The 26,607-nt window shown below is 61.3% G+C and carries 23 protein-coding genes; 14 read left to right on the forward strand and 9 right to left on the reverse strand.

The genetic code is table 11. The features are described 5' to 3' along the window. Window position 1 precedes the first annotated feature (1 nt). From AB0O97_RS05520 to AB0O97_RS05540, 5 genes are all read left to right on the forward strand, one after another. The gene (locus AB0O97_RS05520) at window positions 2-919 is read left to right on the forward strand and encodes a hypothetical protein (protein WP_363845088.1); all 918 of its coding nucleotides are present in this window, start codon (window positions 2-4) and stop codon (window positions 917-919) included. A gap of 55 nt (window positions 920-974) precedes the next feature. After that, window positions 975-1,592 (forward strand): hypothetical protein, encoded by a 618-nt coding sequence (locus AB0O97_RS05525; RefSeq protein WP_363845085.1) that lies wholly within the window; start codon window positions 975-977, stop codon window positions 1,590-1,592. Window positions 1,593-1,675: 83 nt separating this feature from the next. Beyond that, the gene (locus tag AB0O97_RS05530) at window positions 1,676-2,074 is read left to right on the forward strand and encodes a hypothetical protein (RefSeq protein ID WP_363845082.1); all 399 of its coding nucleotides are present in this window, start codon (window positions 1,676-1,678) and stop codon (window positions 2,072-2,074) included. After that, the gene (locus AB0O97_RS05535) at window positions 2,071-2,718 is read left to right on the forward strand and encodes a hypothetical protein (RefSeq protein ID WP_363845078.1); all 648 of its coding nucleotides are present in this window, start codon (window positions 2,071-2,073) and stop codon (window positions 2,716-2,718) included. The genes AB0O97_RS05530 and AB0O97_RS05535 overlap by 4 nt, the downstream gene beginning before the upstream one ends. Before the next feature lie 74 nt (window positions 2,719-2,792). Continuing rightward, window positions 2,793-3,410 (forward strand): hypothetical protein, encoded by a 618-nt coding sequence (locus tag AB0O97_RS05540; protein WP_363845075.1) that lies wholly within the window; start codon window positions 2,793-2,795, stop codon window positions 3,408-3,410. A 179-nt stretch (window positions 3,411-3,589) separates the two neighbouring features. Here the strand turns inward: AB0O97_RS05540 and guaB are convergent, their stop codons facing one another. Then, window positions 3,590-5,101, reverse strand: a complete 1,512-nt coding sequence (gene guaB / locus AB0O97_RS05545) for an IMP dehydrogenase (protein ID WP_363843500.1) — start codon at window positions 5,099-5,101, stop codon at window positions 3,590-3,592. Between the two features lie 324 nt (window positions 5,102-5,425). Here guaB and AB0O97_RS05550 point away from each other — a divergent pair, with 324 nt between their 5' ends. Further along, on the forward strand, window positions 5,426-7,330 hold the full coding sequence (locus AB0O97_RS05550; protein ID WP_363880880.1) for a heavy metal translocating P-type ATPase: 1,905 nt from the start codon (window positions 5,426-5,428) through the stop codon (window positions 7,328-7,330). A 204-nt stretch (window positions 7,331-7,534) separates the two neighbouring features. Here AB0O97_RS05550 and groL read toward each other — a convergent pair whose 3' ends face one another. Further along, a complete protein-coding gene (gene groL / locus AB0O97_RS05555) occupies window positions 7,535-9,139 on the reverse strand; it encodes a chaperonin GroEL (protein WP_363843497.1) in 1,605 nt (534 codons plus the stop codon). 103 nt (window positions 9,140-9,242) lie between these two features. Further along, a complete protein-coding gene (groES, locus tag AB0O97_RS05560; protein ID WP_038464523.1) occupies window positions 9,243-9,539 on the reverse strand; it encodes a co-chaperone GroES in 297 nt (98 codons plus the stop codon). A 377-nt stretch (window positions 9,540-9,916) separates the two neighbouring features. Between groES and AB0O97_RS05565 the strand changes: the two genes are divergently transcribed. Next, a complete protein-coding gene (locus AB0O97_RS05565; RefSeq protein ID WP_363880883.1) occupies window positions 9,917-10,837 on the forward strand; it encodes an ABC transporter ATP-binding protein in 921 nt (306 codons plus the stop codon). Then, window positions 10,834-11,646, forward strand: a complete 813-nt coding sequence (locus AB0O97_RS05570; RefSeq protein ID WP_363880886.1) for an ABC transporter permease — start codon at window positions 10,834-10,836, stop codon at window positions 11,644-11,646. Before AB0O97_RS05565 ends, AB0O97_RS05570 begins: the two co-directional genes overlap by 4 nt. 224 nt (window positions 11,647-11,870) lie before the next feature. On the opposite strand, the gene AB0O97_RS05575 is transcribed toward AB0O97_RS05570, so the two are convergent. The 4 genes from AB0O97_RS05575 to AB0O97_RS05590 form a co-directional block, all read right to left on the reverse strand. Then, the gene (locus AB0O97_RS05575; protein ID WP_363880889.1) at window positions 11,871-12,626 is read right to left on the reverse strand and encodes an ATP-binding cassette domain-containing protein; all 756 of its coding nucleotides are present in this window, start codon (window positions 12,624-12,626) and stop codon (window positions 11,871-11,873) included. Then, a complete protein-coding gene (locus tag AB0O97_RS05580) occupies window positions 12,623-13,687 on the reverse strand; it encodes an iron chelate uptake ABC transporter family permease subunit (RefSeq protein WP_363880892.1) in 1,065 nt (354 codons plus the stop codon). Before AB0O97_RS05580 ends, AB0O97_RS05575 begins: the two co-directional genes overlap by 4 nt. After that, window positions 13,680-14,651: an iron chelate uptake ABC transporter family permease subunit gene (locus AB0O97_RS05585; protein WP_363843481.1), complete on the reverse strand. Its 972-nt coding sequence runs from the start codon at window positions 14,649-14,651 to the stop codon at window positions 13,680-13,682. Before AB0O97_RS05585 ends, AB0O97_RS05580 begins: the two co-directional genes overlap by 8 nt. 123 nt (window positions 14,652-14,774) lie before the next feature. Next, window positions 14,775-15,752 (reverse strand): ABC transporter substrate-binding protein, encoded by a 978-nt coding sequence (locus tag AB0O97_RS05590; RefSeq protein ID WP_363880895.1) that lies wholly within the window; start codon window positions 15,750-15,752, stop codon window positions 14,775-14,777. A 145-nt stretch (window positions 15,753-15,897) separates the two neighbouring features. On the opposite strand from AB0O97_RS05590, the gene AB0O97_RS05595 reads away from it, so the two are divergent. Further along, window positions 15,898-17,112 carry a class I SAM-dependent methyltransferase gene (locus tag AB0O97_RS05595; RefSeq protein ID WP_363880898.1) on the forward strand — a complete coding sequence of 405 codons (1,215 nt, stop codon included), beginning with the start codon at window positions 15,898-15,900 and terminating at the stop codon, window positions 17,110-17,112. 246 nt (window positions 17,113-17,358) lie between these two features. Here the strand turns inward: AB0O97_RS05595 and AB0O97_RS05600 are convergent, their stop codons facing one another. Beyond that, window positions 17,359-18,180 (reverse strand): shikimate 5-dehydrogenase, encoded by an 822-nt coding sequence (locus tag AB0O97_RS05600; RefSeq protein ID WP_363880901.1) that lies wholly within the window; start codon window positions 18,178-18,180, stop codon window positions 17,359-17,361. Window positions 18,181-18,291: 111 nt separating this feature from the next. Here AB0O97_RS05600 and AB0O97_RS05605 point away from each other — a divergent pair, with 111 nt between their 5' ends. After that, complete coding sequence (locus AB0O97_RS05605; protein WP_363843470.1) at window positions 18,292-19,434, forward strand: glutamate--cysteine ligase; 1,143 nt, start codon at window positions 18,292-18,294, stop codon at window positions 19,432-19,434. Between the two features lie 36 nt (window positions 19,435-19,470). On the opposite strand, the gene AB0O97_RS05610 is transcribed toward AB0O97_RS05605, so the two are convergent. After that, on the reverse strand, window positions 19,471-20,079 hold the full coding sequence (locus AB0O97_RS05610) for a TetR/AcrR family transcriptional regulator (protein WP_363880904.1): 609 nt from the start codon (window positions 20,077-20,079) through the stop codon (window positions 19,471-19,473). 202 nt (window positions 20,080-20,281) lie between these two features. Between AB0O97_RS05610 and AB0O97_RS05615 the strand changes: the two genes are divergently transcribed. From AB0O97_RS05615 to AB0O97_RS05630, 4 genes are read left to right on the forward strand one after another with little or no spacing between them, the layout of a single operon-like run. Then, the gene (locus AB0O97_RS05615) at window positions 20,282-21,619 is read left to right on the forward strand and encodes an extracellular solute-binding protein (RefSeq protein ID WP_363880907.1); all 1,338 of its coding nucleotides are present in this window, start codon (window positions 20,282-20,284) and stop codon (window positions 21,617-21,619) included. Then, the gene (locus tag AB0O97_RS05620) at window positions 21,616-22,587 is read left to right on the forward strand and encodes a sugar ABC transporter permease (protein WP_363880910.1); all 972 of its coding nucleotides are present in this window, start codon (window positions 21,616-21,618) and stop codon (window positions 22,585-22,587) included. Before AB0O97_RS05615 ends, AB0O97_RS05620 begins: the two co-directional genes overlap by 4 nt. Then, the gene (locus AB0O97_RS05625; RefSeq protein WP_363843461.1) at window positions 22,584-23,492 is read left to right on the forward strand and encodes a carbohydrate ABC transporter permease; all 909 of its coding nucleotides are present in this window, start codon (window positions 22,584-22,586) and stop codon (window positions 23,490-23,492) included. Before AB0O97_RS05620 ends, AB0O97_RS05625 begins: the two co-directional genes overlap by 4 nt. Further along, on the forward strand, window positions 23,492-26,575 hold the full coding sequence (locus tag AB0O97_RS05630; protein WP_363880913.1) for a glycoside hydrolase family 2 TIM barrel-domain containing protein: 3,084 nt from the start codon (window positions 23,492-23,494) through the stop codon (window positions 26,573-26,575). The genes AB0O97_RS05625 and AB0O97_RS05630 overlap by 1 nt, the downstream gene beginning before the upstream one ends. Window positions 26,576-26,607 lie beyond the last annotated feature (32 nt).

Here is a 26,607-nt window from a genome sequence, read left to right on the forward strand (position 1 = left end):
CATGGCAGATGGCATGATCGGGGCAGACCCAGAACAACTACTTGCCCTCGCCAAGACCATGGAGAGCTCGGGCAGTGCCCTGAAACAGGCCGCCATGACCCTCGGCGGCGCCGTGGCCCATGCCCGCTGGACCGGCCCGGACAGCGATCGGTTCCGTGTCCAGTGGAACAACGGTATGAGGGCCAAACTGAACAACACGGCAACCCTGCTCTCTACAAATGCCACGCTCCTGAAGTCACAGGCGGATGAGCAAACCACCGCCAGTGCATCCGGCGGCGGCGCTGCCCCATCCGCTGCTGGCGGCGGCGGCAACGCAGGTGGCGGCGACGGAGGCGGTGGCGGAGGCGGTGGCGGCGACCATGAGTGGCTGGGTGAGGTGGTTGACGCCAACGGTAACCCCATTTACCAAGGCGTCAACATGCTGGCCAGCACAGCCGGCGTCTTCGCCGATAACCTCCTGGGCAAAATGGTCAAGGGCGGGCTACTGCAAAAATTGCCGTGGACCGTGTTTGGTGCCAGGGCGGGACAGTTGGGCCAGTATTTCAAGGGCACCCAGCTACTCAACGGGCTTTCCATGCTGGGGCGTGCTTCCGGTGCACTCAGTGTCATTGGTGGCGGCATGCAGTTCGCCGAAGGATTCATCAATGGCGACGGCAACCAGATGCTGGATGGCGGAATCTCAGCAGTTCTAGGCGTAGGCTCGTTCATTCCCGTAGTGGGGCCGGCATTTGCGATTGCCGGTGTTGCCTGGGCAGGTTTAGGCATACTCTCATCATCCCTGGGCTATGACTCAACCAGCGAAATGGTTGGCGCCGGTGTGCAGTGGACCGGGACAAAAATCGTCGAGGGTGCCCAGTGGATAGGCAAGGAAACCGCCAACGTTGCCAAGAAGGCCTGGGGCTGGCTAACCGGCGGATAGAGTCTATTGCAAGCCCTGTCCCGCATTGCACCCACAGTCCATCGCAGAGGAAAACATGACTGACGAATCAGAACTGCTGCTCACTGACCACGAGCTCCTAGCCCTTTTGGCCATGAACCCCACCGAGGCTGCAGCAGCAACTCGTGACGTTTTTCGGCTTAGCAATGTTGCCCACCGCGACGTTCTGGAGCGCGTTGGCGTCACCACTCTGCTGGCCCGCGGCATGGCGGAACCCAGCGGCGAGGACATCGTTCCCGTGGAGCGTGGCGCCATGGTGGCTGCCGTGTTGACCACGGCCACCGAATGGTTAGAGGTAGCCTTTGTGACCCCTGGAGCAGACCATGTCATGTTTGTGGCCGTCTCCGAACACGGCGCCCTCTTGTTTTCCCTCGACCGGCTGGGGGCTCATCAAGTGCGCCCGGTGGATGCCTCAGCAGGCCTGCCCCAATTGGGCACCTTGCTGGCGCGAGCATATCTAGAAGACGCCACGGATGGTCTTCCCGCTGCAGCAATGCTCACCCACCACCCTGCCGTTGGCAGTTCACGCACCGCGAACCTGAAACGGGAGGCCGAGGGGTGGACGTTGTTGACTGGTAGTGGTGATGCCGAGCAGAAGAAGAAAGTGACGGCTGAGTCCGCCTTCCAAGACCTGCACGCGGCCCTGTCAAGTTAATGCCGATCCCTCCCACTGAGCCTTCCGGTCGGCAGGGCCCTTCTTTCTCTTCGCCGCTCAGCGCTACCTCCCGTGGACGTGCCGTGACGCTGTTGCTCTTCACGGGGACCGTGGTGGCTTGTTTCGCAGTATTGGCCCTGGCTGATCCGGTCTGGGGAGGGAAGTCCCGCGGCGGCATAGCGGTGTTGGGCGCGGTTCTTTTTGCTGTTCCGTTCGTGTTTCTTTGGCTCGCCATCCGCCGAATTCCTGCGGGGCGAGAGGGCGCCGAGGGCAATCGACGCCGGCCAGCAGCCTTGGCCCTGGTGGCCGCGGTCCTGTGGGCCATGGCGGCCCTGTTCTGGTATTTGACCGTTGCCGGCGTCGACGCCCGGTGGAGCGTTGACCCCATCCTGTTGGCGGTTCCCCTGACCATCTACCCGTTTCTGACATTTTTTTCCAGGCCACCGCAATCCGCAAAGCGCCTTGAGGAGCCCGGCACATGAACTACTACACCCCGTATCCAGCCACCCCGGGCCAGCCCCTGGACTATTGGCTGAGTTCGGACATGGCACGCATGGCACCGCCCACCACACCTTCGGCGTTACGCGACATGGCGTGGACTTACGGACAGTACCGCGGATTGGCTGGTGCCTGCACCGGCGTTGCCGCTTGTTTGTTGGGCGGGGGCATCCTGGCGGCGACGCTGATGACCGGCGTCCCCGCCCTATGGATCACGCTGTTGGCAGGCGGACTGGCCCTGGCTGCTGTGGGTGTTCTGGTCCGTCGGCTAAAACTTCCCCAAATTGCGCACGTTCCACCGCCGGGGATATCCAGGGGCCCCGAACGGGTTTCCTCCGGGTTGGGACTGGCCATATTTCTTGGCGTGGCAACAGGCGCGCCCCTGGTTTTGGCCCTATCCGGGTGGCTCTCTCAAGGGCCCGGCCCGGCCTTTGCCTTCTTTGCCGTCATGGCCCTGTTTGTGCTCGGTATGGTCAGCACCTTTGTTGTGCCCCCATATTTTGCTCAAAACGCCCGCCGCGATTTCAGACGCTACATTGAAAACACCCCTGCTCTTCGCCACGAACTGGAGGCCATGTCCCTGAATTGGCGGGATCCGCATGCCGACAGGCCGTTCGGCCCGCTCTAGCTTCGATAGCCCGCTTGGCCGCTCTGTCTGCCACCACTTAGCCCCGGTTGCGTCCCACAACGTAGGCTGGGGACATGACTGACACTGAACTTCGCATGACCGACCATGAGCTCCTAGTACTGCTGTCGATGACTCCGACGGAATCTGCTGCCGTCACTTTAGGGCTGCTTCGCCTCGACCAACACGGCGACAATGAACTGCTGCACAACGCCGGCCTGACCACGCTCATGGTGCGCGGACTGGCCTCCCCCCAAGGTGAAAAGATTGTTCCCGTGGACAGGTGCGCCGTGGTGGGCACCGTGCTTTCCCAGGCCCAGGAATGGTTGGAAATCAAGCTGACCACCCCCACCAGCAGCCACGTACTCTTCGCCGTTGGCTCCAACGTGGGAGCCGTCTTGCTGAGCATCAGCCCCTACGGCGTTCACGAGATCCAGCCCATTGAATCCGGCGCAGCCATGCTCGATTTGGCCCTCCACCTGAGCAATGAATACCTCACCGGCGCTGCCGAAGGACTGCCCGCTACCGCAGTGGTGCGCCGCCTGCGCGTTGACGGTGAAGCCGTTGTAGCCCAGCTGACAGCCGTGGAATCCGGCGATTGGGTGCTGCGCAGTGGCACCGAATCCGAATTCATCGAAGAAAACTACGGCTCAGCAGAGGCCATGGCGCAGTTCAAGTCCGTACTCTCAGTTTGAAACTGCAGGTAAGGCGACTTTTCGGCGATGTTTTTCGCCTTATCCGCAGTTTGGAATACCGTTCCAGTCACAGGACGGTCCAGTAACCGTTGTCACTTTCTCGAATCGCCTTAAGCACGACGGCGGCCGGTCGCCTTTGGAACAAAAGGTGACCGGCCGCCGTCGTGCTTATGACGTATTTACTTGTTGTAGTTCGGAGCTTCCACGGTCATGGTGATGTCGTGAGGGTGGGATTCCTTCAACCCAGCAGCCGTGATGCGCACGAACTTGCCGCGCGCCTTCAGCTCGGGAATGGTCGGGGAACCGACGTAGAACATGGTCTGGCGCAGGCCGCCAACCAGCTGGTAAGCCACCGAAGCCAGCGGCCCGCGGTAGGCAACGCGGCCTTCGATGCCTTCGGGGATGAGCTTCTCATCGCCGGACACATCGGCCTGGAAATAACGGTCCTTGGAGTAGGAGGTGTTGTTGCCGCGGGTCTGCATGGCACCCAATGAGCCCATGCCGCGGTAAGCCTTGAACTGCTTGCCGTTGACGAACACGGTCTCGCCCGGAGACTCCTCAGTACCGGCCAGCAATGAGCCGATCATGACGGTATCGGCGCCGGCAACCAGTGCCTTGCCGATATCGCCTGAGTACTGCAGGCCACCGTCGGCAATCAACGGAACGCCGGCAGGGATGGCAGCCTTGGCGGATTCGTAGATGGCGGTGATCTGCGGAACGCCAACACCGGCAACCACGCGGGTGGTGCAGATGGAGCCCGGGCCAACGCCGACCTTAATGCCGTCAGCGCCGGCGTCGATCAGGGCCTGAGCGCCCTCGCGCGTTGCTGCCTGGCCGCCAATGACATCAACATGAGCGGCAGACTTTTCCTTCTTCAGGCGTTCGATCATTTCCAGCACGCCCTGGCTGTGGCCATTGGCGGTGTCCACGAACAAAGCGTCAACACCGGCGTCAACCAGAGCCATGGCGCGCTCGTACCCGTCGCCGAAGAAGCCGATGGCTGCACCTACACGCAGACGACCTTCGTCGTCCTTGGTGGCCAGCGGGTACTGCTCAGCCTTGGCGAAGTCCTTGACGGTGATGAGGCCGCGGAGCACGCCGGCCTTGTCCACGAGGGGAAGTTTCTCAATCTTGTTCTTAGCCAGCAAGCCCGAGGCTTCTTCACGGCTGATGCCAACCTGGCCGGTGATCAGCGGCATGTTCGTCATAACATCGCGAACCAGTCGCGTGGAGTATTCGTTTTCCGGAATGAACACGGTGTCGCGGTTGGTGACGATGCCCATGAGGCGGCCATCCGGGTCCACAACTGGCAGCCCGGACACACGGAATCGGGCACACAGCTCATCGAGCTCAGCCAGTGTGGCGTCGGGGCCAACGGTGACCGGGTTGGTGATCATGCCTGATTCGCTGCGCTTGACCAGATCCACTTCCTCAGCCTGGCGCTCGATCGAGAGGTTGCGGTGAACAACACCCAAACCGCCTTGGCGTGCCATGGCGATGGCCATGCGTGACTCGGTCACGGTGTCCATAGCCGCTGACAGCAACGGGGTTTGGACCGTAATGCGCTTGGATACCCGTGAGCTGGTGTCAGCTTCGGAGGGAATCACGTTGGTGTGTCCGGGAAGGAGCAATACGTCGTCGTACGTCAGGCCAACAAAGGCGAAGGGATCATGAATTTCAGGCTGGGACACGAAGGCTCCTTGGCGGGGGTAGAACCATTTGAGGGGTGTGCATCCAATGGCCGGTCCCGTTATTACGAAGCTAGCCTGTGCGTTGGTTACAGTCTAAAACGAAAGCTGCCGTTGCCCTATTCCCGTTCCGTGCGTCACACCGGTGCCGCGCAGCGTTGCCAACAGAGTGGCGAACAGCGTGCCGAGCAGAGTGGCGAACGGCGCCTAGGTAGCCCAGCGTAACTCGCGTCTTAGGACCTTGGTGAGGGACGACGTCGTCCCTCACCAAGCGGGCCTAGGGCCTAGTAAGTGGCGGCTTGGCACCCGCTGGGGCAGACTGGTGCCATGAAAGAAACTGCAGCTACCAGGGCGTCAGCTCTCTCCCCCGAATCCCTTGCCCCTCAGGCTCCTGAGCAGTCCCGGATCGTGGCTGCCCTGCGACGTTACCCTTTGGTGTGGGCCACCCTGCTGGTTGCTCTGGCCGTGGGAGTCATGCTGCTCTTTGGGATGGATGCGGGCGCCCGATGGACTGCGAGCCTGTACGCTGTGGCGATCGCCCTCTATCAGGGTTTCGGCATGGTTAAGGACATTCTGCGCGGGCATTGGGGCATCGACATTCTGGCCGTCACGGCAATCGTAGCGACGGTTTCTGTGGGCGAATATGTGGCGTCACTGATCATCATCTTGATGCTGACAGGCGGTGCCGCACTGGAGGATTATGCCACCGGACGTGCCGCTCGTGAGCTGCGGGCTCTTATGGATCGTGCGCCTCGGGCAGCGCACCGAGAGAACGCCGATGGATCCACGAGCGATATCCCGCTGGCCGACGTTGAGATTGACGATACGTTGCTGGTTCGTCCGTCCGAGGTGTTGCCTGTCGACGGAGTGCTGTTGAACGGTCCGGCGATGTTTGACGAATCCGCACTGACCGGCGAAAGCCTGCCTGTGGAGCATTCCTCCGGGGACTTTGTACCCAGCGGTGCTGTCAACGGACCAACGGCCATCCGTATCAGGGTCACCGCCCGGGAAGAGGACTCCCAGTTCAGCCGCATTATTGCCTTGGTGCGAGAAGCATCAGAAAGTAAAGCGCCCGTGGTGCGCCTTGCGGATAGGTACGCCGTCCCGTTCACTGCGTTTTCTTTGGCGCTGGCGGGAATCGCTTGGTACCTCAGCGGTGACCCGACTCGCTTTGCCGAGGTGCTGGTCGTGGCCACCCCTTGTCCGCTGCTGATCGCGGCGCCGGTCGCTTTCCTGGGTGGCATGAGCCGGGCCGCGAAGTCGGGTGTCATTGTCAAGGGCGGAGGAACCCTTGAGCAACTAGCCCGAGTCAAGACGGCCGCTTTCGATAAGACCGGCACACTCACCGCTGGCAACCCGTCGTTGGACGAAGTGCGAAGCGTGTCCATGAATCCGGATGAGTTGTTGACTCTCGCTGCCTCTGCCGAACAATACTCCTCCCATGCACTTGCTGCGGCGGTAGTGGCTGAAGCGCTTTCGAGGGGGCTGTCACTGTTAACTTCCGATGATGCGAGCGAGCATGCCACCAATGGCGTCAGCGCGCTCATCAACGGCCACCGGGTACTTGTCGGCAAGCAGTCGTTTGTGGCTTCCCACTCCGCAGGGGTCCAAGAAGCGTCCCTAGCTGGCGGGCAACTTGCCGTGTATGTGGGTGTTGATGGTGAGTTTGCCGGGACCTTGATCATGCGCGATCTGCTACGACCCGAAGCCGCCTCAACACTCGCTCAATTGCGCGCCTTGGGGGTTTCCGACACCGTGATGCTCACGGGTGACGCCGCAGCCACGGCGAACTTCATCGCCGCCGAGGCTGGCATTACCAAGGTTTATGCCAGCCTATTGCCGGCGGATAAGGTCCGGCTTGTCAACGAGTTGCCCAACCGCGGAGTCCTGATGGTGGGCGACGGTATCAACGACGCACCGGTACTAGCCGCGGCCGACGTCGGAATTGCCATGGGAGCGAAAGGATCTACTGCCGCGAGCGAATCAGCAGACGTTGTCATCATGGTCGACGACTTGGCCAAGGTGGCGCAGTCCGTGGCGATCGGGCAACGAACCATCCGCATCGCTGTAGAGAGTATCTGGATCGGCATCATTCTGAGTGTGGGGCTGATGATCGTGGCGGCGTTTGGCATGATTCCAGCCGTGGCAGGCGCCCTGGCTCAGGAAGTGATCGATCTTGCCACAATCTTGTACGCCCTGCGAGCCCTGGTGCCGGGGCGTCGTCGGAAGTAGAACGCAAAAAGACGGCGCTTGCGGGTAAGGATGGCTGTATACAACCATCTTTACCCGCAAGCGCCGTCTTTTAACGAACTCCACCCGCAGGATGGGCGTGGATGGGCGTGGGTGGTCCCACGCCCACCCAGTTCCCAGTGGCCAAGTTCCCGGTGGCCGGCCCGGGAAATCACGTCAGCGATTTACCGGGCCGGCCAGTGGGGACTAGTGCTGGTGTGCTTCTTCGTCCTCGGCAGGCTTGTCCGTCACGAGAACTTCGGTGGTGAGCACCAAAGCCGCGATGGAGGAAGCGTTGCGCAGGGCTGAACGGGTGACCTTGACCGGGTCGATGACGCCGGCCTTGACCAGGTTCTCGTAAACACCGGTAGCAGCGTTGAAGCCGAAGCCGTCTTCAAGCTCGCCAACCTTGTGCACAACAACGTAACCGTCGTGGCCAGCGTTCTGTGCGATCCAGCGCAACGGCTGAGCAACAGCCTTACGAACCAGCTCAACAGCAGTTGCGGCATCGCCGGTCAACGCCAGAACGGCAGCGTCTTCGTCGAGAGCCTTAGCGGCCTGTACCAGTGCGGAACCGCCACCGGCGACAATGCCCTCTTCCAAAGCTGCACGAGTTGCTGAAACAGCGTCCTCAATGCGGTGCTTCTTTTCCTTCAGCTCAACCTCGGTGGCTGCGCCAACCTTGATCACGCCGATGCCGCCAGCCAGCTTGGCCAGACGTTCCTGCAGCTTTTCCTTGTCCCAGTCGGAGTCGGTGCGCTTGAGCTCGGCGTGCAGCTGAGCAACACGGTCAGCAACATCCTCAGCCGTGCCAGCACCGTCAACGATGGTGGTGTTGTCCTTGGTGACCGTGATGCGGCGAGCCGTACCCAGTACCTCAAGGCCAACCTGGTCCAGGGACAGGCCAATCTCCGGGGAGACAACCTGTGCGCCGGTCAGGATTGCAATGTCCTGCAGCATGGCCTTGCGGCGGTCACCGAAGCCCGGTGCCTTGACAGCTACAACGTTCAACGTACCGCGCAGGCGGTTGACGATCAGCGTGGACAGAGCCTCGCCGTCGACGTCTTCTGCAATGATGAACAGCGGCTTGTTGGCAGCAAGTGCCTTTTCCAGCAGCGGCAGGAATTCCTGCAGGTTGGAGATCTTGCCCTGGTTGATCAGAACCAGTGCGTCTTCCATGACTGCTTCCTGGCGTTCTGCGTCGGTGACGAAGTACGGGGACAGGTAGCCCTTGTCGAACTGCATGCCCTCGGTGAGGACCAGTTCGGTGGAGGTGGTGGAGGACTCTTCAATGGTGATGACACCATCCTTGCCGACCTTATCGAACGCCTCGGCGAGCAGGTCGCCGATTTCCTGGCTCTGAGCGGAGATGGCTGCAACTTCTGCAACCTGTCCACCCTCAACCGGGCGAGCGTTCTCCAGCAGGCGCTTGGCAATGGCTTCAACCGAAACCTGGATGCCGCGCTTGAGCTCGCTGGGAGCCGCACCTGCGGCTACGTTGCGCAGGCCTTCCTTGACCAGTGCCTGTGCCAAAACGGTGGCCGTGGTGGTGCCGTCGCCGGCAACATCGTTGGTCTTCGTGGCAACTTCCTTGGCCAGCTGTGCGCCAAGGTTTTCGTAGGGGTCTTCCAACTCAACTTCGCGAGCGATCGTCACGCCGTCGTTGGTGATGGTGGGGGCACCCCACTTCTTATCGAGCACAACGTTGCGACCGCGCGGGCCCAACGTTACTTTGACGGTGTCCGCCAACTTGTCGATGCCGGCCTCGAGGGCCTTGCGTGCATCGTCATTAAACTGAAGCTGCTTTGCCATGCGTTATGTCCTTTCACGCAAAGACCCCGCGCCGGTGACTGATCTCGACAGGCTCGATCACCGATCCGGCACGGGGCTTTACAAAAGTGGTTGACGAAGGTCGTTACTTAACGACGATTGCCAGTACGTCGCGGGCAGAGAGAACCAACAGTTCCTCGCCACCGGTCTTGACTTCGGTGCCACCGTACTTGGAGTAGATGACTACGTCGCCAACAGCAACGTCGATCGGGACACGGTTGCCGTTGTCGTCAACGCGGCCGGGGCCCACTGCCACTACTTCGCCCTCCTGGGGCTTTTCCTTGGCAGTGTCCGGGATAACCAGACCGGAAGCGGTAGTCAGCTCTGCTTCGAGCTGGCGAACAACAATACGATCCTCAAGAGGCTTAATAGAGACCGACACTCGGACCTCTCCTTCACACGTAAATTTTTTGGATGCTTGGCAATCTTCTCGCCCATGTTGTGTGGAGCCCAACCGTCGTCGCGGTGCCGGTGATGCTCCCATGGCCAAAAAGATAAGCAAGTTGGCACCCTCAGGGTGAGAGTGCTAACTCTGACTCTAGGGAACTGATTAGCACTCGGTCAAGGCGAGTGCCAGTTTCACGCTTAAAAGTACGACGACGGCGGGCCGGGTTTCGCTCACGGCGCACCTTTGTGTCTGCCCTGGTGGGCGGCGCACTGCACCTGATGCTGACATGGCTGGGTTGACCGCCTAAAACTTCATCTTCCGTGCCCTGAAACGTTGTTGTCGCAAACGCAGCACAGTGCAAAGATGCAGCCATGACCTTAAGCCCTGTTCAAGTGCGTGACCTGAAGAAAAGCTATGGCGCTTTCACAGCCGTGGATGGCATCAGCTTCGATATCCACGAAGGTGAAACGTTTGCACTTCTTGGCCCCAACGGGGCAGGGAAGAGCACCACCATTGAGATTCTGGAAGGATACCGGGATAGGAGCAGCGGCGATGTTCAGGTTCTGGGCGTTGATCCCCAACGAGGAGGCCTGGACTGGAAAGCCCACTTGGGGATCGTGCTGCAGTCTACGGGTGAAAGCGGCAACGTCACCGTGCTTGAACAACTGAATCACTTCGCCGCGTACTACCCTCATCCGCGGAAGGTGGCCGATGTTATTGAGGCTGTGGGGCTGGGCAGCAAAGCCAAAACGCGGATCAGCAAGCTCTCCGGCGGGCAGCGTCGGCGCGTGGATGTGGCGTTGGGAATTATTGGCCGGCCAAAGCTTTTGTTCCTGGATGAGCCCACCACTGGCTTTGACCCGGAGGCCCGGCGCCAATTCTGGGACCTGATCAATCAGCTGAAAAGCGAAGGAACCACCATCTTGCTGACCACGCACTATCTCGACGAAGCGGCCACACTGGCTGACCGGGCAGGCGTCATTGCCGGCGGCAAACTGGTGGACATTGGCCCCATTGACGAGATTGGCGGGGCCAGCGCCCGGGTTCCTCTGGTGCGGTGGCGCCAAGACGGCGCCGACCGTACAGAGCGCACCAGCGAACCGGCAGCTCTGGCCGCCCGGCTGTTCGCAGGACATGGCGGGGAAGTGCCGGGTCTGGAAATCACCCGGCCAAGTCTCGAGGACATCTATCTGGACATGGTGGGTGCTCACGCCGCTACGAAGAATGCCGAGTCGCAGAGTGCCGTGTCAAAGGATGCAAAGCCGTCCGGCCTGGAAGGTGGGGCGGCGTGAAAACTCTGCAGCTAGGAATTTTCCGCATCGGCTACGAACTAAAACTGTATTTCCGACAGGGCGATTCGGTGTTTTTCACGTTCCTGTTCCCGATCGTGATGCTCTCCATCTTCGCCGTCGCATTCAGCACCACAGAAAATGTTGGTGCCGCCCCTGACGGCAGTGGCGGCATCTCCTGGGCCGCGTTTTATGTTCCCGGCATGGTGGCGGCGGGCATGTTGCTCAGCGGCGTCCAGAACCTCGCCGTGGATATTGCCACGGAGAAGGGCGACGGGACACTTAAACGCTTGGGAGGCACTCCCCTACCGGTGTTTTCCTACTTCATGGGCAAGATCGGCATGGTGCTGGTCAGCTCCGTGGCACAGGTAATACTGCTGCTGTTGGTGGCCCGCTTTGCCTTCAACGTTGAGCTACCCACGGACGGCGACAAATGGCTGACCTTTGTTTGGGTCTTCCTCTTTGGCGTGATCACCAGCTGCGTTTTGGGCATCGCCCTCTCCGCGTTGCCGCGCACGGGCAAGAGCGCCACCGCGGTGGTCATCCCACTGGTGTTGGTGCTGCAATTCATCTCTGGCGTGTACTTGAACTTTGCCCAGCTGCCCGTCTGGCTACAAAACTTCGCCAGCATCTTCCCGCTGAAATGGATGGCTCAGGGCATGCGCAGCGTATTCTTACCCGCATCATTCGAGGCCGCAGAAGCCAGCGGGACTTGGAACTTGGGACTCGTGGCGTTGGTAATGGGCGTGTGGCTCGTGGCCGGCCTGATCCTGTGCCGCGTCACGTTCCGCTGGATCCGCAAGGACAGTTAGAACTAAACAGCCAGCGCTCAAGCGCAGCCCACAGCGCACAGCGCAGACCACAGCGCATCCCACAGACGCTATCGCAGCAATGGTTGAAAAATTCGGAACGCTTTCCCACTGCAGTGAGATAGCGTTCGTCAAAACCGCACCCTTGCTGCGATAGCGTCCGGGAGGGGTTAGTTGGCCCGGCGCCAGGCAGCGGCAGGTGCGGGCATCCGCCGTCGAAAGTTAGCTTAGTAGTAGACGGCCAGCGGACCGCGGGGGCCCTGGATAACCTCAACCGGGGTGTCAAAGACTCGGGTCAGGACCTCGTCAGTCATGATCTGGGCAGGGGTCCCGAACTCAACGACCTTCCCGCCCTTCACGGCACAGATGTAATCGGCATAGTGTCCAGCAAAATTGATGTCGTGCAGCACGATCACGATGGTGCGCCCCAGCTCCGCAGCGGCCCGGTGGAGATGCTGCATCATCTGGGCGGAATGCTTCATGTCCAAGTTGTTCAGCGGCTCATCGAGCAGGACATGCTCGGTATCCTGGGCCAAAACCATAGCCACATAGGCGCGCTGCCGCTGGCCACCGGATAGCTGATCGAGGTAGCGGTTTTCGAGATCTTCCAAGCCCAAGAAGTCGATGGAACGGCTGATGAGCTCCTCATCTTCGGCATTGAGCCTGCCCTTGGAATAGGGGAAACGACCAAAGCCCACCAGCTGGCGGACCGTGAGCCGGGTGACGAAGTGGTTCTCTTGGCGCAGGATCGAGACGATCTTGGCCAGATCCTTGGAGGAAGTGCTGGCGACGTCGTAGCCGGCCACCTCGATGGTTCCGGCGTCCAAGCCCAGCAAGCGCCCCACCATGGTCAGCAACGTCGATTTGCCGGCGCCATTTGGGCCCACCATGGCCGTGATTCCACCGGTGGGAATAACCAGATCTACCGGGCCGATGGCGACGTCGCTGCTGTATTTCTTATGGACGTCCTTGAGCGTAATCACAGGCGGCCCTTTCTGAGGATGAAGATGAGGAAGACGGTTCCGCCGATCGCTTCGATGAGGATCGAGACCACACCTTGGGCGTAGAAGACGTTCTTCATGATGAAGTAGGCGCCGGAGAGGACCACGAATCCGGTCAGGACTGCGACGGGGAAAATGTAGCGGTGGTCGTAGCTGTCGGCGAGCTGATACGCCAAGGTGGCCACGAGGAATCCGAGGAAGGTCATGGGTCCCACCAGCGCCGTGGAGACGGCCATCAGAATGGAGACCAGGAACAGCACACGCATCACCTCAAAGCGGTGATTCAAGCCAAGGTTGATGCTGGCATCTTTGCCTAGCGCAATGACGTTCAGGCGTTTGGAGTTCAGGATCAGCAGGACGCCGGCCACCACCACTAGGGGAATCGCCACAGGTAGGTAACTGACATCGGCGTTGGAGATGGAGCCAAAGAGCCGGGCCGTGAGAATGTCGAATTCGCTCGGCGTGAGGAGGCGTTGCATAAACGTCGAGACGGAACCGAGTCCGCCGCCAATGACGATGCCCACCAGGAGCATGATTTGCAGGTTTCCGTACTTGCCGGACAGCAACCAGCCAAACAATGCCAGTGAGAGCGCCACCATGATGGCCACCTGCAAGATGAATTGTGGGACTCCTTGGACGGCGACAACGCCGGCGGCACCCATAAAGAAGACGGCAGCGGTCTGCACCGCCATATAGAGGGATTCGAAGCCCAGGATGGAGGGGGTGATGATGCGGTTGTTGGTGACGGTCTGAAAACTGACCGTGGCCAGGGCCTGACAAATGGCCACAATCAGCATCACCCCGACGCTGGTGGCGCGGAGTTCGGCGATGAGCCAGAATCCGGAGGAGCCCACGGGCATCGGGTTGTCCCAGGCGAGCAAGCCGGCGCCAAAGCCTAGTGCCAGGATGATCAACAGGCTCAGGACAATCCAGTACCGGCGGCTGATCGCTTTGGTGGGAAGAGGCCCTGATCTACGTACCCGCGAGCTAATTTTCGGGGTCTTGCGGGCAGGTACAGAAACCGTGGTGCTGGTATCAAGCATTTCGACGCTGCCTTAAGAGAAGTCCAATGAATACGATGGCTCCGACAATGCCAAGAATCAGTGACACGGGCACTTCGAAAGGCATGATGATGGTTCGTCCAATCAAGTCGCAGACAGTCACAATTCCGATGCCGAGCAGGCAGACCCAGGGAAGGTTGCTGCGCAGATCATCGCCGCGGAACATGGAGACAATGTTCGGAACGATCAAGCCTAGGAACGGTAGATTCCCCACCACCACGGTAACAACACCGGTAGCGACGGCGATCAGCGCTGTGCCGAGGAGCATGATCTGGTTGTAGTTCAAACCCACGTTGGTGGCGATGTCCTCGCCGAGGCCGGCAACGGTAAACCTGTCGGCGACAATGAAGATCACCACGGCCACAATCGCTACGATCCACAGCACCTCATACTGACCGCGCAAGACGGCGGTGAAGCTACCGGCGAACCAGATGCCCAGGCTTTGCAGCATGTCGGTTTGCAGCGCGATGAAGGTGGAGATTGCCCCGACCACCGAGCCGAGCATGATGCCCACAATGGGCACTGTCAAAGATGCCTTCAGTGAGACTCGGCGTAGGAACAAGAAGAAGATCATGGTGCCGATGAAGGCGGCCGCAATGGCGCCTGACATTTTCGCCAGGATGCTGGCCGTGGGGAAGAGAATCATGACCACCAGCAAGCCCAGACCCGCCCACTCGGTGGTTCCGGTGGTGCTGGGTGAGACAAAGCGGTTTTGTGTTAACAACTGCATGACCAGCCCGGACATGGACATGGCCGCCCCTGCCAAGACCAGCCCAATGGTGCGTGGGATGCGGGTGATGGCAAACATTTCTCCGCCATCGTTGCCACCGAAAATGTCATACACGCCGGTAAACAGGGAAATCACCAGCAGCAGCGCCACGATGGCAATGCCGATGATGAGTTTGGGGTCAAAGAGTTTGCCCTTAGAGGGTGCTCGGGTGGTCATGGCCGTCATTATCCAGCCGTCCCTTTCAGATTGCTCACGGAAAACTACGCAGTTGAAACCAACGCAGTGGCGGATCAGGCCAGAAAGGGCCCGATCCGCCACCACATTAGGGGTTCAAGAGAGTTACTTGCCTTCGAAAGCGTCGGCGATGGCGTTGAAGAACTCCGTGTAGGTCTGGATACCTTCGTTGGTGTAGGAATCGTTGGGCATAAAGATCACATTGCCTTCCTTGGAGGCGGTGACGTTCTTCAATGCATCAGACTTGGTCAGCAGTTCCTTACCGGCAACGTATGTGGGGTCATCAGCGTTGGTGGCAGCGTCGCGGTCCATGGCGATAATCCAGTCCGGGTTGGAGTCAGCAATGGCTTCAACGGAGATGTCATCGCCCTGGTGGTCCGTGCTGGCGTCCTTGACTTCCAGTGCCGGGGTCAGGCCCAAGATGTCAAAGACCGGGCCCAAGCTGCGGCCGTTGCCGGGAGCTGCGTAGTTGATATTGCCACCGGAAGTGATGAGGGCCATGACGGTGGAGTCCTTGGTGTAGGCCTTCTTGGCGCGGGCAATCGCGGCGTCGAGATCATCATTGAGCTTCTTGGCTTCTGCCTGCTTGCCAAAGACTTCGCCCAGGACCGTGGTCTGACGCTTCAACTCAGCATCAAGGGCTTCTCCTTCGCGGGGGTCCAGCTCAAGCACTGTGGCATTCGGGGCCAACTTGGCAAAATCATCGTGGTACTGAGCAAAACGCTGCCCGTTGACGATCAACTGGGGAACTGCGGCAACGACCGCTTCGAGGTTCGGCTCGCGATGGCTGCCCAGGTCGATAATTGAGGTATCGGACTTGTAGGCGCTGGTTTTCGGCATCAATGCGACGGCGCCAGCGGTGAGCTTCACACCCCAGTCGGAGAGAGTTTCAAAGGTACGGTTGTCGGTGGCGACAACCGAGGTCAGTGGCAGATTGATGGTCTGCGAACCGTTATTATCCTCGACCGTGACGGATGTCGCCGCAGCAGTTTCCTCCGGGGTAGCGGCAGCCTGCCCGCCACAGGCAGTAAGTGCCAAAACAGCGGCGGTAGCGGCAAACGTGAGCAGGTGCTTCTTCAGCATCGTATTTCTCCAGAGGTAGGTTAGCTTAGGCAATCCTTATAAGCATTCCTCACAACCTAGTGCATGTGAAAATAATTGCGCAACTTATGCGTAGCGTATTTACCGTGACGCTCATCATGGTATCTGAGCCGGTTAGGCTTTACACATGTCCCACGATGCAATTTCCCCGCTCCTAACTGTTGAAGGCTGGGAACTTTTGTCATCCCTGGGCCCTTATGTCGAAAAGGACTCCCTCAAACTTAACGACACACTTCGTAAAGCAGGCCACTCCCCCGAGCTGGTGGCCGCCGCTTTGACCCAATCTCGGTTGCGATCCAAGGCAGAAGCCAAGTTTGGCGAGTTCGCCCACCAGATGCTGTTCACCCAGACCGGACTGGAACAAGCCACGCGGTTGAGTGTTGCGGCTTTGCATGCCCAAAGATTTACGACGGCGGGCATCACCAAAGTTGCCGATCTGGGCTGCGGCTTGGGTGCTGATTCCCTGGCCATGGCAAGCCTGGATATCAGTGTCACGGCGGTGGAGATGGATGAAATCACCGCCGTGTGCACCACGGTAAACCTGATGCCGTTCCCGCACGCCGAGGTAGTGTGCGCCAATGCGCAGGACGTAGATCTCACGGGGGTCCAGGGCGTGTGGCTGGACCCAGCCCGCCGCACCACCAACACCTCAGGCACCACGAGGCTCTTTGACCCAGAAGCCTTCTCGCCGCCGCTGTCCTTTGTGGAAGAACTGGCGGATAAGGGCTTGGCAGTGGGCGTAAAAATGGGGCCGGGAATACCGCACGATGCCGTCCCTGACACAGCCGAAGCCCAATGGATTTCCATCAACGGTGATGTGGTGGAGGCCGGGTTGTACTTCAATCAGCTGGCCCGCCCCAACATACGCCGCGCCGCTCTGGTTATCGGTCAACATGGCAGCGCCGAGCTGACCAGCGCCGAAACATACCAGCCACAGGAGCAGGATGCTCAGCTGGGCCCCATCAGTGGATACCTTTATGAGCCCGACGGCGCCGTCATCCGTGCGGGTCTGGTGGCGGATCTAGCGCGAGTCATGGGCGCGCATCTACTCGATGAACACATCGCCTACTTGTCTTCCGATGAGCCGATCGAAACCCCTTTTGCGCGTAGCTATAAGGTCCTCGAGGTCAAGCCGTTCAATGTCAAGGCCCTCAAAGCCTGGGTCAAGGCCAACCGGATCGGTGTCCTGGACATCAAAAAGCGCGGCGTTTCCACCACCCCGGAAGAGCTCCGCCGTCAACTCCTCACCGGCTCCGGCAAGGGGCCCAACAAGGCGACTCTGGTGCTGACGCGGATTGGTGAGGACCGGGTCGCCATCGTGGTGGAGCCCCACAGCCTGTAACTAGCCCGTACTGCAAACGGCGGCGCAGCGCCCAAGGGCGGCACTTCAGGGCCACGTTTGCAGGTCTTCACCAACTACCTTTTCGCAGCAATGGCGCCTTTCTCGAGAACCCTCGCGCACTGCCTGAGCCGCCCAAACGCGCCCGTCAGCACTTGGTGCAAGAGCGTCTGCCGAAAAGCAGCCATTGCTGCAATAGCGTCCCCGAAAAAGCCGCCATTACTGCGATAGCGTTGGTGCGGGTGGGGGTCAGCTGCGGGAAAACTCGGAAGCCTCACGGATCAGCTCGGGGCTGGGGCGCACCCCGGTGTAGAGCACAAACTGTTCCTCGGCCTGAATGGCGATGACCTCGGCGCCGGTGATGATGCGCTTCCCGGCAGCTCTGGCCGCCTGGATCAGCGGGGTTTCGGAGGGAAGTGCGACGACGTCGAACACCACCTCCGCGGCGCTCACCAGCGAATCACTGAAGGACTGCACCGCTTCATCGGCTCCTGCCATACCCAGCGGGGTGACGTTGATGAGCATGCCAGCGCCCGCATCGCTCGCGTCGCTCACCTCCGCCAACCACGAGAATCCATACAGCGCGGCGAGGGCCCGGCCCCGCGCTTCGTTGCGAGCCACAATCGTGACGTGAGCGAATCCGGCGTCGTGCATGGCAGCGGCAACAGCCTTAGCCATCCCGCCGGAGCCGCGTAGCAACACAGTGGTTTGTGGATCGAGCGCATTCTCCGCCAACAGCCGGGCGATGGCGAGGTAATCGGTGTTGTAAGCGGTCAGGACGCCGTGGTCATTGACAATGGTGTTGACCGAATCGATGGCCGAGGCGGAGGCATCCATGACGTCAATGAGCTCGATGACGTCCTCTTTATACGGCATGGAGACGGCGGCGCCGCGAATGCCCAGACCCCTGATGCCGGCAACGGCTTGCGCGAGGTCCACCGGAGCGAATGCCTTGTAGACGAAGTTCAGGCCGAGAGCGTCGTAGAGGTAGTTGTGAAAACGCGTGCCAATGTTGCTGGGGCGGGCCGCGAGGGAAATGCACAGGGTCATGTCTTTGTTCAGGATTGGCATGCATCCATTGTGCCGCAGATCCTGAACTACAATCGTAAAGGCAGCTGGTACTGTGCCGCCTTGCATCCCTTACTTCAGCACCATTCCAGCATTGCCAAGGAGGCATCGAAAGTGAAGATTGATTTCGCCAAATCTGAGCAATCTACACTGGGTTTGGAGTGGGAAATTGCGCTCGTTGACTCCGAAACTGGGGATCTAGCAGCGCGCGCCAACGATGTTTTCGCCAACATTGAGGCCGCCGATCCTGACATCTGGGTCGATGGTGAGCACCCCCAAATCAAGGGTGAGATGCTGCAGAACACTGTGGAGTTGGTCACTGGCGTCAACCACACGGTTCCTGAAGGCCTGGAAGATTTACGCCGGAGCTTGTACACGCTGCGCGAGGCCACAACTCCGCTGGGGCTGGACTTACTCAGCGCCGGAACGCACCCTTTCAGCGACCCCTTCGCCCAAGCCGTGACGGACAAAGAACGTTACGCCAAGCTGGTGGATCGAACCCAGTGGTGGGGCTCTCAGATGCTCATCTACGGCGTGCATGTCCACGTGGGCCTGGACCATGTTTCCAAGGCCATGCCGGTGCTGGATGGGTTGGTTAATCACTTCCCACATTTTCAGGCGCTTTCGGCGTCCTCCCCTTATTGGAATGGTCAGGACACCGGCTACGCCTCCCAACGGGCTCTGATGTTTCAGCAGCTACCCACCGCTGGCTTGCCGTTCCAATTCCCCGATTGGGCCGCGTACGAATCGTATGTACAGGACATGTTCACCACCGGTGTCATCGACGCGCACAATGAAATCCGCTGGGACATTCGCCCCGTGGCTGGCCTGGGCACCATTGAAATGCGTATCTGCGACGGCATGTCCACGCTGGCGGAAATCGGCGCCGTTGCTGCCCTGACTCAGTGTTTGGTCCAAGACTTTTCTGACACCCTTGACGACGGCGGCACCATCCCCACCATGCCCCCGTGGCACATCCAGGAAAACAAGTGGCGCGCGGCCAGATACGGCATGGACGCCATCATCATCCTCGATGCCGCAGGCAAGGAACAACTCGTCACCGAGCACTTGGTGGAACTGTTGAACAAGCTGGAACCCGTAGCCGCCAAGCTAGGCTGTGCCGACGAACTCGCAAGTGTGGAGAACATCATTGCCACGGGCGCTAGCTACCAGCGCCAGCGCCGAGTCGCTGCCGCCCACCAGGGTGAGCTGCGCGCCGTCGTGCGTGAACTCGTGGCAGAGATGGCCAGCAACTAGGCCCTTTACCCTCCCAAAGTACAGCCGGTCGGGTCCCTATTCGGGCAGGATCACCAATTCCAAGTAGTCACGCAGACAACCGGCCATGTCGATGCGCTCCGGGGCCATCATCCACTGGGTTTGAATGCCGTCCCACAGTGCGATCAAGCTTGCCGCGGCACGCTCGGGGTCGACGCCAGGGCGCAGCCGGCCTTCATTGGCGAGCGCTGAGAACGCCCTCAGGTAGCTGCTGCGCAACCTTTCAAAACGTTCGGTGAAGAAATCCAGCCCGGGGTGATTGTCAGTGATCGATTCCGCGCACAAAACCGCGTAGAGCTCAATGACTCCGGGCACCGTTTCATTGAATCGTGCCTGGCGGACCACGGCATCCACCAATGATTCCTCCGGGTCCCGGGGCTGCCCGCCTCCCGTCACGCTGTCACGCCAATTCAGCACAGCCAACAGCAGATCACTCTTGGACGGGAAATAGTGCAGCAGGCTTGTCTGACTCATTCCCACCTTGTCGGCCACGTCCTGCAGCGATCCGCCCCGGTAGCCTCGTGCCGCAAAAACCTCGTGGGCGGCGGTCACAATGCTCTCCCGACGCTGCTTGGATTTGGCATAAGGACCGCGTTTGGCGGACGGGGCGGTTGGCGTGGTGGTCATGGAATGTCAGTTTAGTCCACATTCCCCAGTAACATAATTGAAATTCGAGTAGTTACTCGATAAATTTATTGAAATTCGAGTAAACACTCGAGATTTGTGGTAAATTTTCTCCCGTCCCCAAAAAAAGGCGCTCCGGACCCGACGGCATTAGATTCACCCAGAGGGCTTACCGGGCCCACACAACGAAGTGAGCGAGCAGGCTATGCCCCCCATAACACGAAGGCAGCTACTGCAAGGCGGCCTTGGCACAGCCGCGCTTGGGCTGTTGTCCGGTTGCGCCACGCCGGGAACCCGGTCCGTGAACGCAGCCCCCACCATTGCCTCGGCCTCCGGCCAAAAGATCACCCTTGAATACTGGTCCTGGCTCAAGAACCTGCAGCCGGTGGCGGACATCTGGAATGCCGCCAACCCCAATGTGCAGGTCAAGACGGTATGGATCCCCGGCGGCAACCAGGGCGGCTACCCGAAGCTGTACTCTGCGCTGGCAGCCGGGGGCGGGCCCGACCTGGCCCATGTGGAGTACGGAGTCATCCCTTCCTTCATGATGGTGAACGGCCTGGTGGACCTCAACCGCTACGGTTCAGATGAGTTCGCCAACCGCTATGACAAGACCTTGTGGAACCAGACCAGCTACGCAGGCGGCGTCTACGGCATCCCCCAGGATTCGGGGCCCATGGCGACGTTCTACCAACCCGCTGTCCTGGACAAGGTAGGTGCCACGGCCCCAGCCACTTGGGATGAGTGGGCCGGGGTGGCCGCGGAGCTCCGCAAAGCCAAGACCTACATGGACTGCTTCCCGCTCGCAGAAGCCGGCTTCTTCACAGCCCTGGCCACACAGGCGGGTGCCCAGTGGTTCCGGGCCGACGAGGACGGCTGGGTCATCAACATGACCGACGACGCAACCCTGAAGGTCGCCCGGTTCTTCGACAAGGCCATCGACCAGGACCTTGTCCAGACCGACTTTGGCGCGTATTCGCCGGGCTGGTTTGCGGCCGCAGGCAAGGGAGAGATCGCCTCATTGACCTCGGCCAGCTGGGGTGACGCCCTCGTCCAGGGCATCAGCGGCGGTGCCGGCCAGTGGAAGGTGGCTGCCATGCCCCGTTGGGATTCTGCCGGCTTTGGTTCCAGCTACCTGGGCGGCTCCGCCGTGTCCGTCCTGGCCAACAGCAAGCACCCGCGCGAATCCCTGGAATTCGCGGCTTGGCTGACCTCCACCCAGCAAGGCATCGACGCCGAAATCGAGCACTGCGGCATCGGCTGGTCCCCCGTCCCGGACGTTATTGGCACCACGCGCCAACAGCCTTCGGACTTCTTCAGCGGCCAAAACTACAACCAGGACGTCTTCGCCCCGGCGGCGCTGGAGCAAAATACCCAGTGGTCCTGGTGGCCCTCACAACAGCAGTCATTCAACATCCTCAGCGACGGATTCCGGCTCAAATCATCAGGAACCAGCCTCGTGGATTCAGTGGCTGACGCGGAACAGAAAATCATGACCGTCTTCAAGAACAGCGGCCTGAGCATCAGGAAGGAATCGCCATGACCACCACTCCCCCAAGGACCGAGCCGGCCGGCGCAACAGCCGGCGGCCGGGCACCCTCCCCCAGCCGGCGGAACAGCGGAGGGCGGGCATCCGCCGTCGGACGCGCCCCCTGGCTGCTGCTGGCGCCGTTCCTTGCCCTCTTTGTCCTGACATTCATCCTGCCCATCCTTGCTGCCGTGCTCTCCAGCTTCACCAAGGTCACGCGTGGCGGCCTGTTTGGCGAGGCCGGCATTACGAGCACCTTTGCCGGATTGTCCAACTACGCCCAGGCACTGGCCGATGGAAACTTCATCGCTTCCATGGGCCGGATGCTCCTTTTTGGGGTGGTCCAGGTCCCGGTCATGATCATCATGGCGACCATTTTGGCGCTGCTGCTGGAATCTGCCTCGGCACGGTGGCCCGGCTTCTTCCGGGCAGCCTTTTTCCTGCCCTACGGTGTGCCCGGGGTGATCGCCACGATCCTCTGGTCCTTCATGTATGTGCCCGGTTTGAGTCCCTTGATCGATATTGCCGGCTGGTTCGGCCTGTCCCCCGATTTCCTGGGGCCGAACACCGTGTTGTGGTCGATCGCCAACATTGTCACGTGGAGCTACACCGGCTACAACATGCTCATCATCATCGCGCAGCTCAAGGCCATACCCACCGAGGTGTATGAGGCTGCCAAAATGGACGGCGCATCCCCGGTCCGGGTGGCGCTGTCCATCCAGCTGCCCCTGATCAAGCCGGCCCTGGTGCTGACCACCATCTTCTCCATCATCGGCACCCTGCAATTGTTCGCCGAGCCGCAGGTCCTCAAAACAGTGTCCCCGGCGATTGACAGCCAGTACACGCCAAACCTGAGCGCCTACACCACAGCCTTTGCGTACAACGACTACAACGTGGCCGCCGCCCAGGCCGTGCTCATCGCCTTGGTTGCTTTTGCGCTCTCCTTCGCTTTCCTGGCGTTCACGAAAAGGAAGTCATCATGACAGCACAGCTGACCAACACGCCCCTGAAGCCCGTGGCACGGACAAAAGCACGGACGAAGGCACCGGGCCGCAACAAGGGCACCACCATCCTTGTCACCGGCATTCTCGTGGTGGCTGCCCTGTACTTTCTGGCACCCGTTTACTGGGTAGTGGTCGCATCAACCAAATCCACCGCGGATTTGTTCGCCACCAACGGCTTTGCCTTCGCCGCCGAATTCAACCTGTGGAACAACCTGTCCCAGGTGCTCAGCTACGACGGCGGCATCTTCGTCCGCTGGTTCGGCAACTCGGTGCTCTATGCCGGCATCGGCGCCGTGCTGGCCACCTACATTGCCGCGGCCGGCGGTTACGCCCTGGCCAAATACCAGTTCAAAGGCAACAACCTGGTCTTCGGCATCATCTTGGGCGGCGTGCTAGTGCCCGGCACGGCCACGGCCTTGCCTCTGTTCCTGCTCTTCAGCCAGATGGGGTTGGCCAACACCTATTGGAGCGTCCTGCTGCCGTCGATGGTCTCCCCATTTGGGCTGTTCCTGTGCCGCATCTACGCTCAGGCCACTGTTGATCCCGCCCTGCTCGAAGCGGCCCGCCTCGATGGTGCCGGCGAGATCCGGATCTTCCACACTGTGGGGCTGCGCATGCTCACCCCGGCGCTGGTCACCGTGTTCCTGTTCCAGCTGGTGGGCGTCTGGAACAACTATTTCCTGCCGCTGGTCATGCTCTCCGACACCAAGCTGTACCCCATTACGCTGGGATTGAACAACTGGCTGACCCAGGTCAACCGCCTGCCCGAGTTCTACCAGCTCACCACCGGCGGCGTGCTCCTGTCCATCATTCCCCTCGCCATCGCAATGGTCGTGCTGCAGCGCTTCTGGCGCGGCGGCCTCACAGAAGGATCCGTAAAATAGTGACCCCCGCAGACGTTTCGTACATCACCGACCAGGGCCCCGGCTCCGGCCTGCGTGTGCCGGCCCGTTCCTGGCTGAATTCCGACGCCCCCTCGCTCTCACTGAACGGGGACTGGCGCTTTCGGCTCCTTCCGGCCGCCCCCGGAACCCCGGGCGCCGGATCCGTGCTGCCCGACGGGGAATCCGTGGAAGGTGTGGCTGCCGAATCCTTCGACGACTCCGCCTGGGACACCCTGCCCGTCCCGTCCCACTGGGTGCTGCATGGAGAGGGCAAATATGGCCGCCCGATCTACACCAACGTGCAATACCCCTTCCCCGTCGATCCGCCCTTCGTCCCCGACGCCAACCCCACAGGAGACTACCGCCGCAGCTTTGACGTCCCCGCCGCCTGGTTTGAAAGTACGACGGCGGCACTCACCCTGCGCTTTGACGGCGTCGAATCGCGCTACAAGGTTTGGGTGAACGGGCAGGAAATCGGGATGGGCTCGGGCAGCCGACTCGCCCAGGAGTTCGATGTCACCGCGGCGCTGCGCCCCGGCTCCAACCTTCTTGTGGTGCGCGTCCACCAATGGTCGGCCGCCAGCTACCTGGAAGACCAGGACCAGTGGTGGCTGCCGGGCATCTTCCGCGACGTCACACTGGCGGCCCGCCCCGCCGGCGGCATCACCGACGTCTGGCTGCGCACCGGATGGACGGCTGACACCGGCGCGGGGCAGGGAGCCGGCACCGGCACCCTCGATCCGGAAATCATTGCCGAGGCGGACGCCTACCCGGTGACCCTCACGGTGCCCGCGCTGGGAGTTGCGGTGCGCTGGGACTCGCCGGCCGACGTCGTCCCCTTCACAGTGGACAACGTGGAGCCCTGGTCCGCCGAACTCCCCCGGCTCTACGAGGCCACGGTGTCCAGCGCGGCGGAGAGCATCACGCTCCGCCTGGGTTTCCGCACCGTGGAGATCGTGGGTGACCAGTTCCTGGTCAACGGCCGCCGCGTCGTGTTCCACGGCGTCAACCGGCATGAGACCAACCCGGACCGCGGACGCGTCTTTGATGAAGCCGACGCCCGCGAGGACCTGGCGCTCATGAAGCGTTTCAACGTCAACGCCATCCGGACCAGCCACTACCCGCCGCACCCGCGCCTGCTGGACCTGGCCGACGAGATGGGCTTCTGGGTCATTTTGGAATCCGACCTGGAAACCCACGGCTTCCACCGGCAGGGCTGGGTGGATAACCCCAGCGACGTCCCCGCGTGGCGCGATGCCTTCGTTGACCGGATGGAACGCACCGTGGAGCGGGACAAGAACCATGCCTCCATCGTCATGTGGTCCCTGGGCAATGAATCCGGCACGGGCGCAAACCTGGCAGCTATGGCAGCCTGGACCCACGCCCGTGACGCCTCCCGTCCCGTCCACTATGAGGGCGACTACACGGGAGCCTATACGGATGTGTACTCCCGCATGTACTCCTCCATCCCGGAGACCGATTCCATTGGCCGCAACGACTCTCATGCGCTGCTCCTTGGCTGCGACGCGGCCGAATCGGCCCGGCAGCGCACCCGGCCGTTCATCCTGTGCGAGTACGTGCACGCCATGGGCAACGGCCCCGGCGCCATGGACCAGTACGAGGAACTTGTGGACAAATACCCGCGCCTGCACGGCGGTTTTGTGTGGGAGTGGCGCGATCACGGCATCCGCGCCAATACCGCCGACGGCACGGAATTCTTTGCCTACGGCGGCGACTTTGGCGAGGTGATCCACGATTCCAACTTCGTCATGGACGGCATGGTCCTCTCCGATTCCACGCCCACCCCCGGCTTGCATGAGTACAAGCAGATCGTCTCCCCCATCCGCCTGTCGCTGGCCCTGGACGACGGCGGTGCGCCGCGGCTCACTGTCGCGAACCTGCGGCACACGGCTGACGCGTCCGACGTCGTGCTTCGCTGGCGGGTGGAGCACAACGGCGCCGTCGCCGCCTCAGGGGAGCTGGCTGTCGACAGCGCAGACGGTCCGCTGCGGGCTGGCGAATCCGTCACGCTCACACTGCCGCCCGTCGCTGCCGCGGCGGAAGGCGAGACGTGGTTGACGATGGAAGTCGTGCTGCGCGACGCCACGGAGTGGGCCCCGGCCGGGCATCCGCTGGCCGCAACCCAGCTGGACCTCTCGGCGCCGCAATCCGCACCGCGCGCGCCCCGTCCGGCCGCGCCCGTCAGCGGCGCGGCTCCCGTTGAGCTGGGCCATGCCATGTTCGACGCCGGAGCGCTCGTTGCGCTGGCAGGCCTGCCGGTGTCCGGTCCCCGGCTTGAGCTGTGGCGGGCACCGACCGACAATGACAGGGGCAAGGGATTTGGCGCCTATGGCCCGGAAGATCCTTGGCTCAACAACGGGAAAGGTGTTCCGGCACCGTCGTCGGAGGCCGTGTGGAAGCAGGCCGGACTTGACCGGCTGACGCGCCGCGTCGAGGACGTTGCCGCGCTGCCGGACGGACTGCGGGTCCGGACCCGCTATGCTGCCGCGAACAGTGCCGCCAGCGTAGCGGTAGAGGAGAACTGGCAGCTGGCGGGCGAGGAACTGTGGCTGCGCCTGGACATCATGCCCAGCGCGGGCTGGGACCTGGTGTTCCCCCGGATCGGCGTGCGGCTGGACTTGCCCACGGACGTTGACGGTGCCTCATGGTTCGGCGCCGGCCCACGGGAATCCTACGCGGACAGCATGCATGCAACAGTTGTGGGACGGCACAGCGGCTCCATTGATGAGCTGAATGTCCCCTACGCCCGGCCGCAGGAAACCGGGCACCGCAGCGATGTGCGCTCACTGGAGCTCTCCCGCAACGGGGCTCCGTGGCTTCGCATTGAGGCCGATCCGGATGCACTGGGGCGCCGTCCCGGGTTCTCGCTGGCCCGGCACACGGCACAGCAGGTCACCGCGGCCGGGCACCCGCACGAGCTTCCGGCGTCAAGCCACAGCTACCTGTATCTTGATGCGGCGCAGCACGGCCTGGGCTCGCGGGCCTGCGGACCGGATGTGTGGCCCGACTTTGCCCTGCGCCCCGAGGCAAGGACGCTGGTACTGCGCTTCTCCGCACTGTAACCCAATGCCGCCAAACGCGGCAGCATCTAATG

The sequence above is a fragment of the Specibacter sp. NPDC078692 genome (genome assembly GCF_040686835.1).
Lineage (GTDB): Bacteria > Actinomycetota > Actinomycetes > Actinomycetales > Micrococcaceae > Specibacter.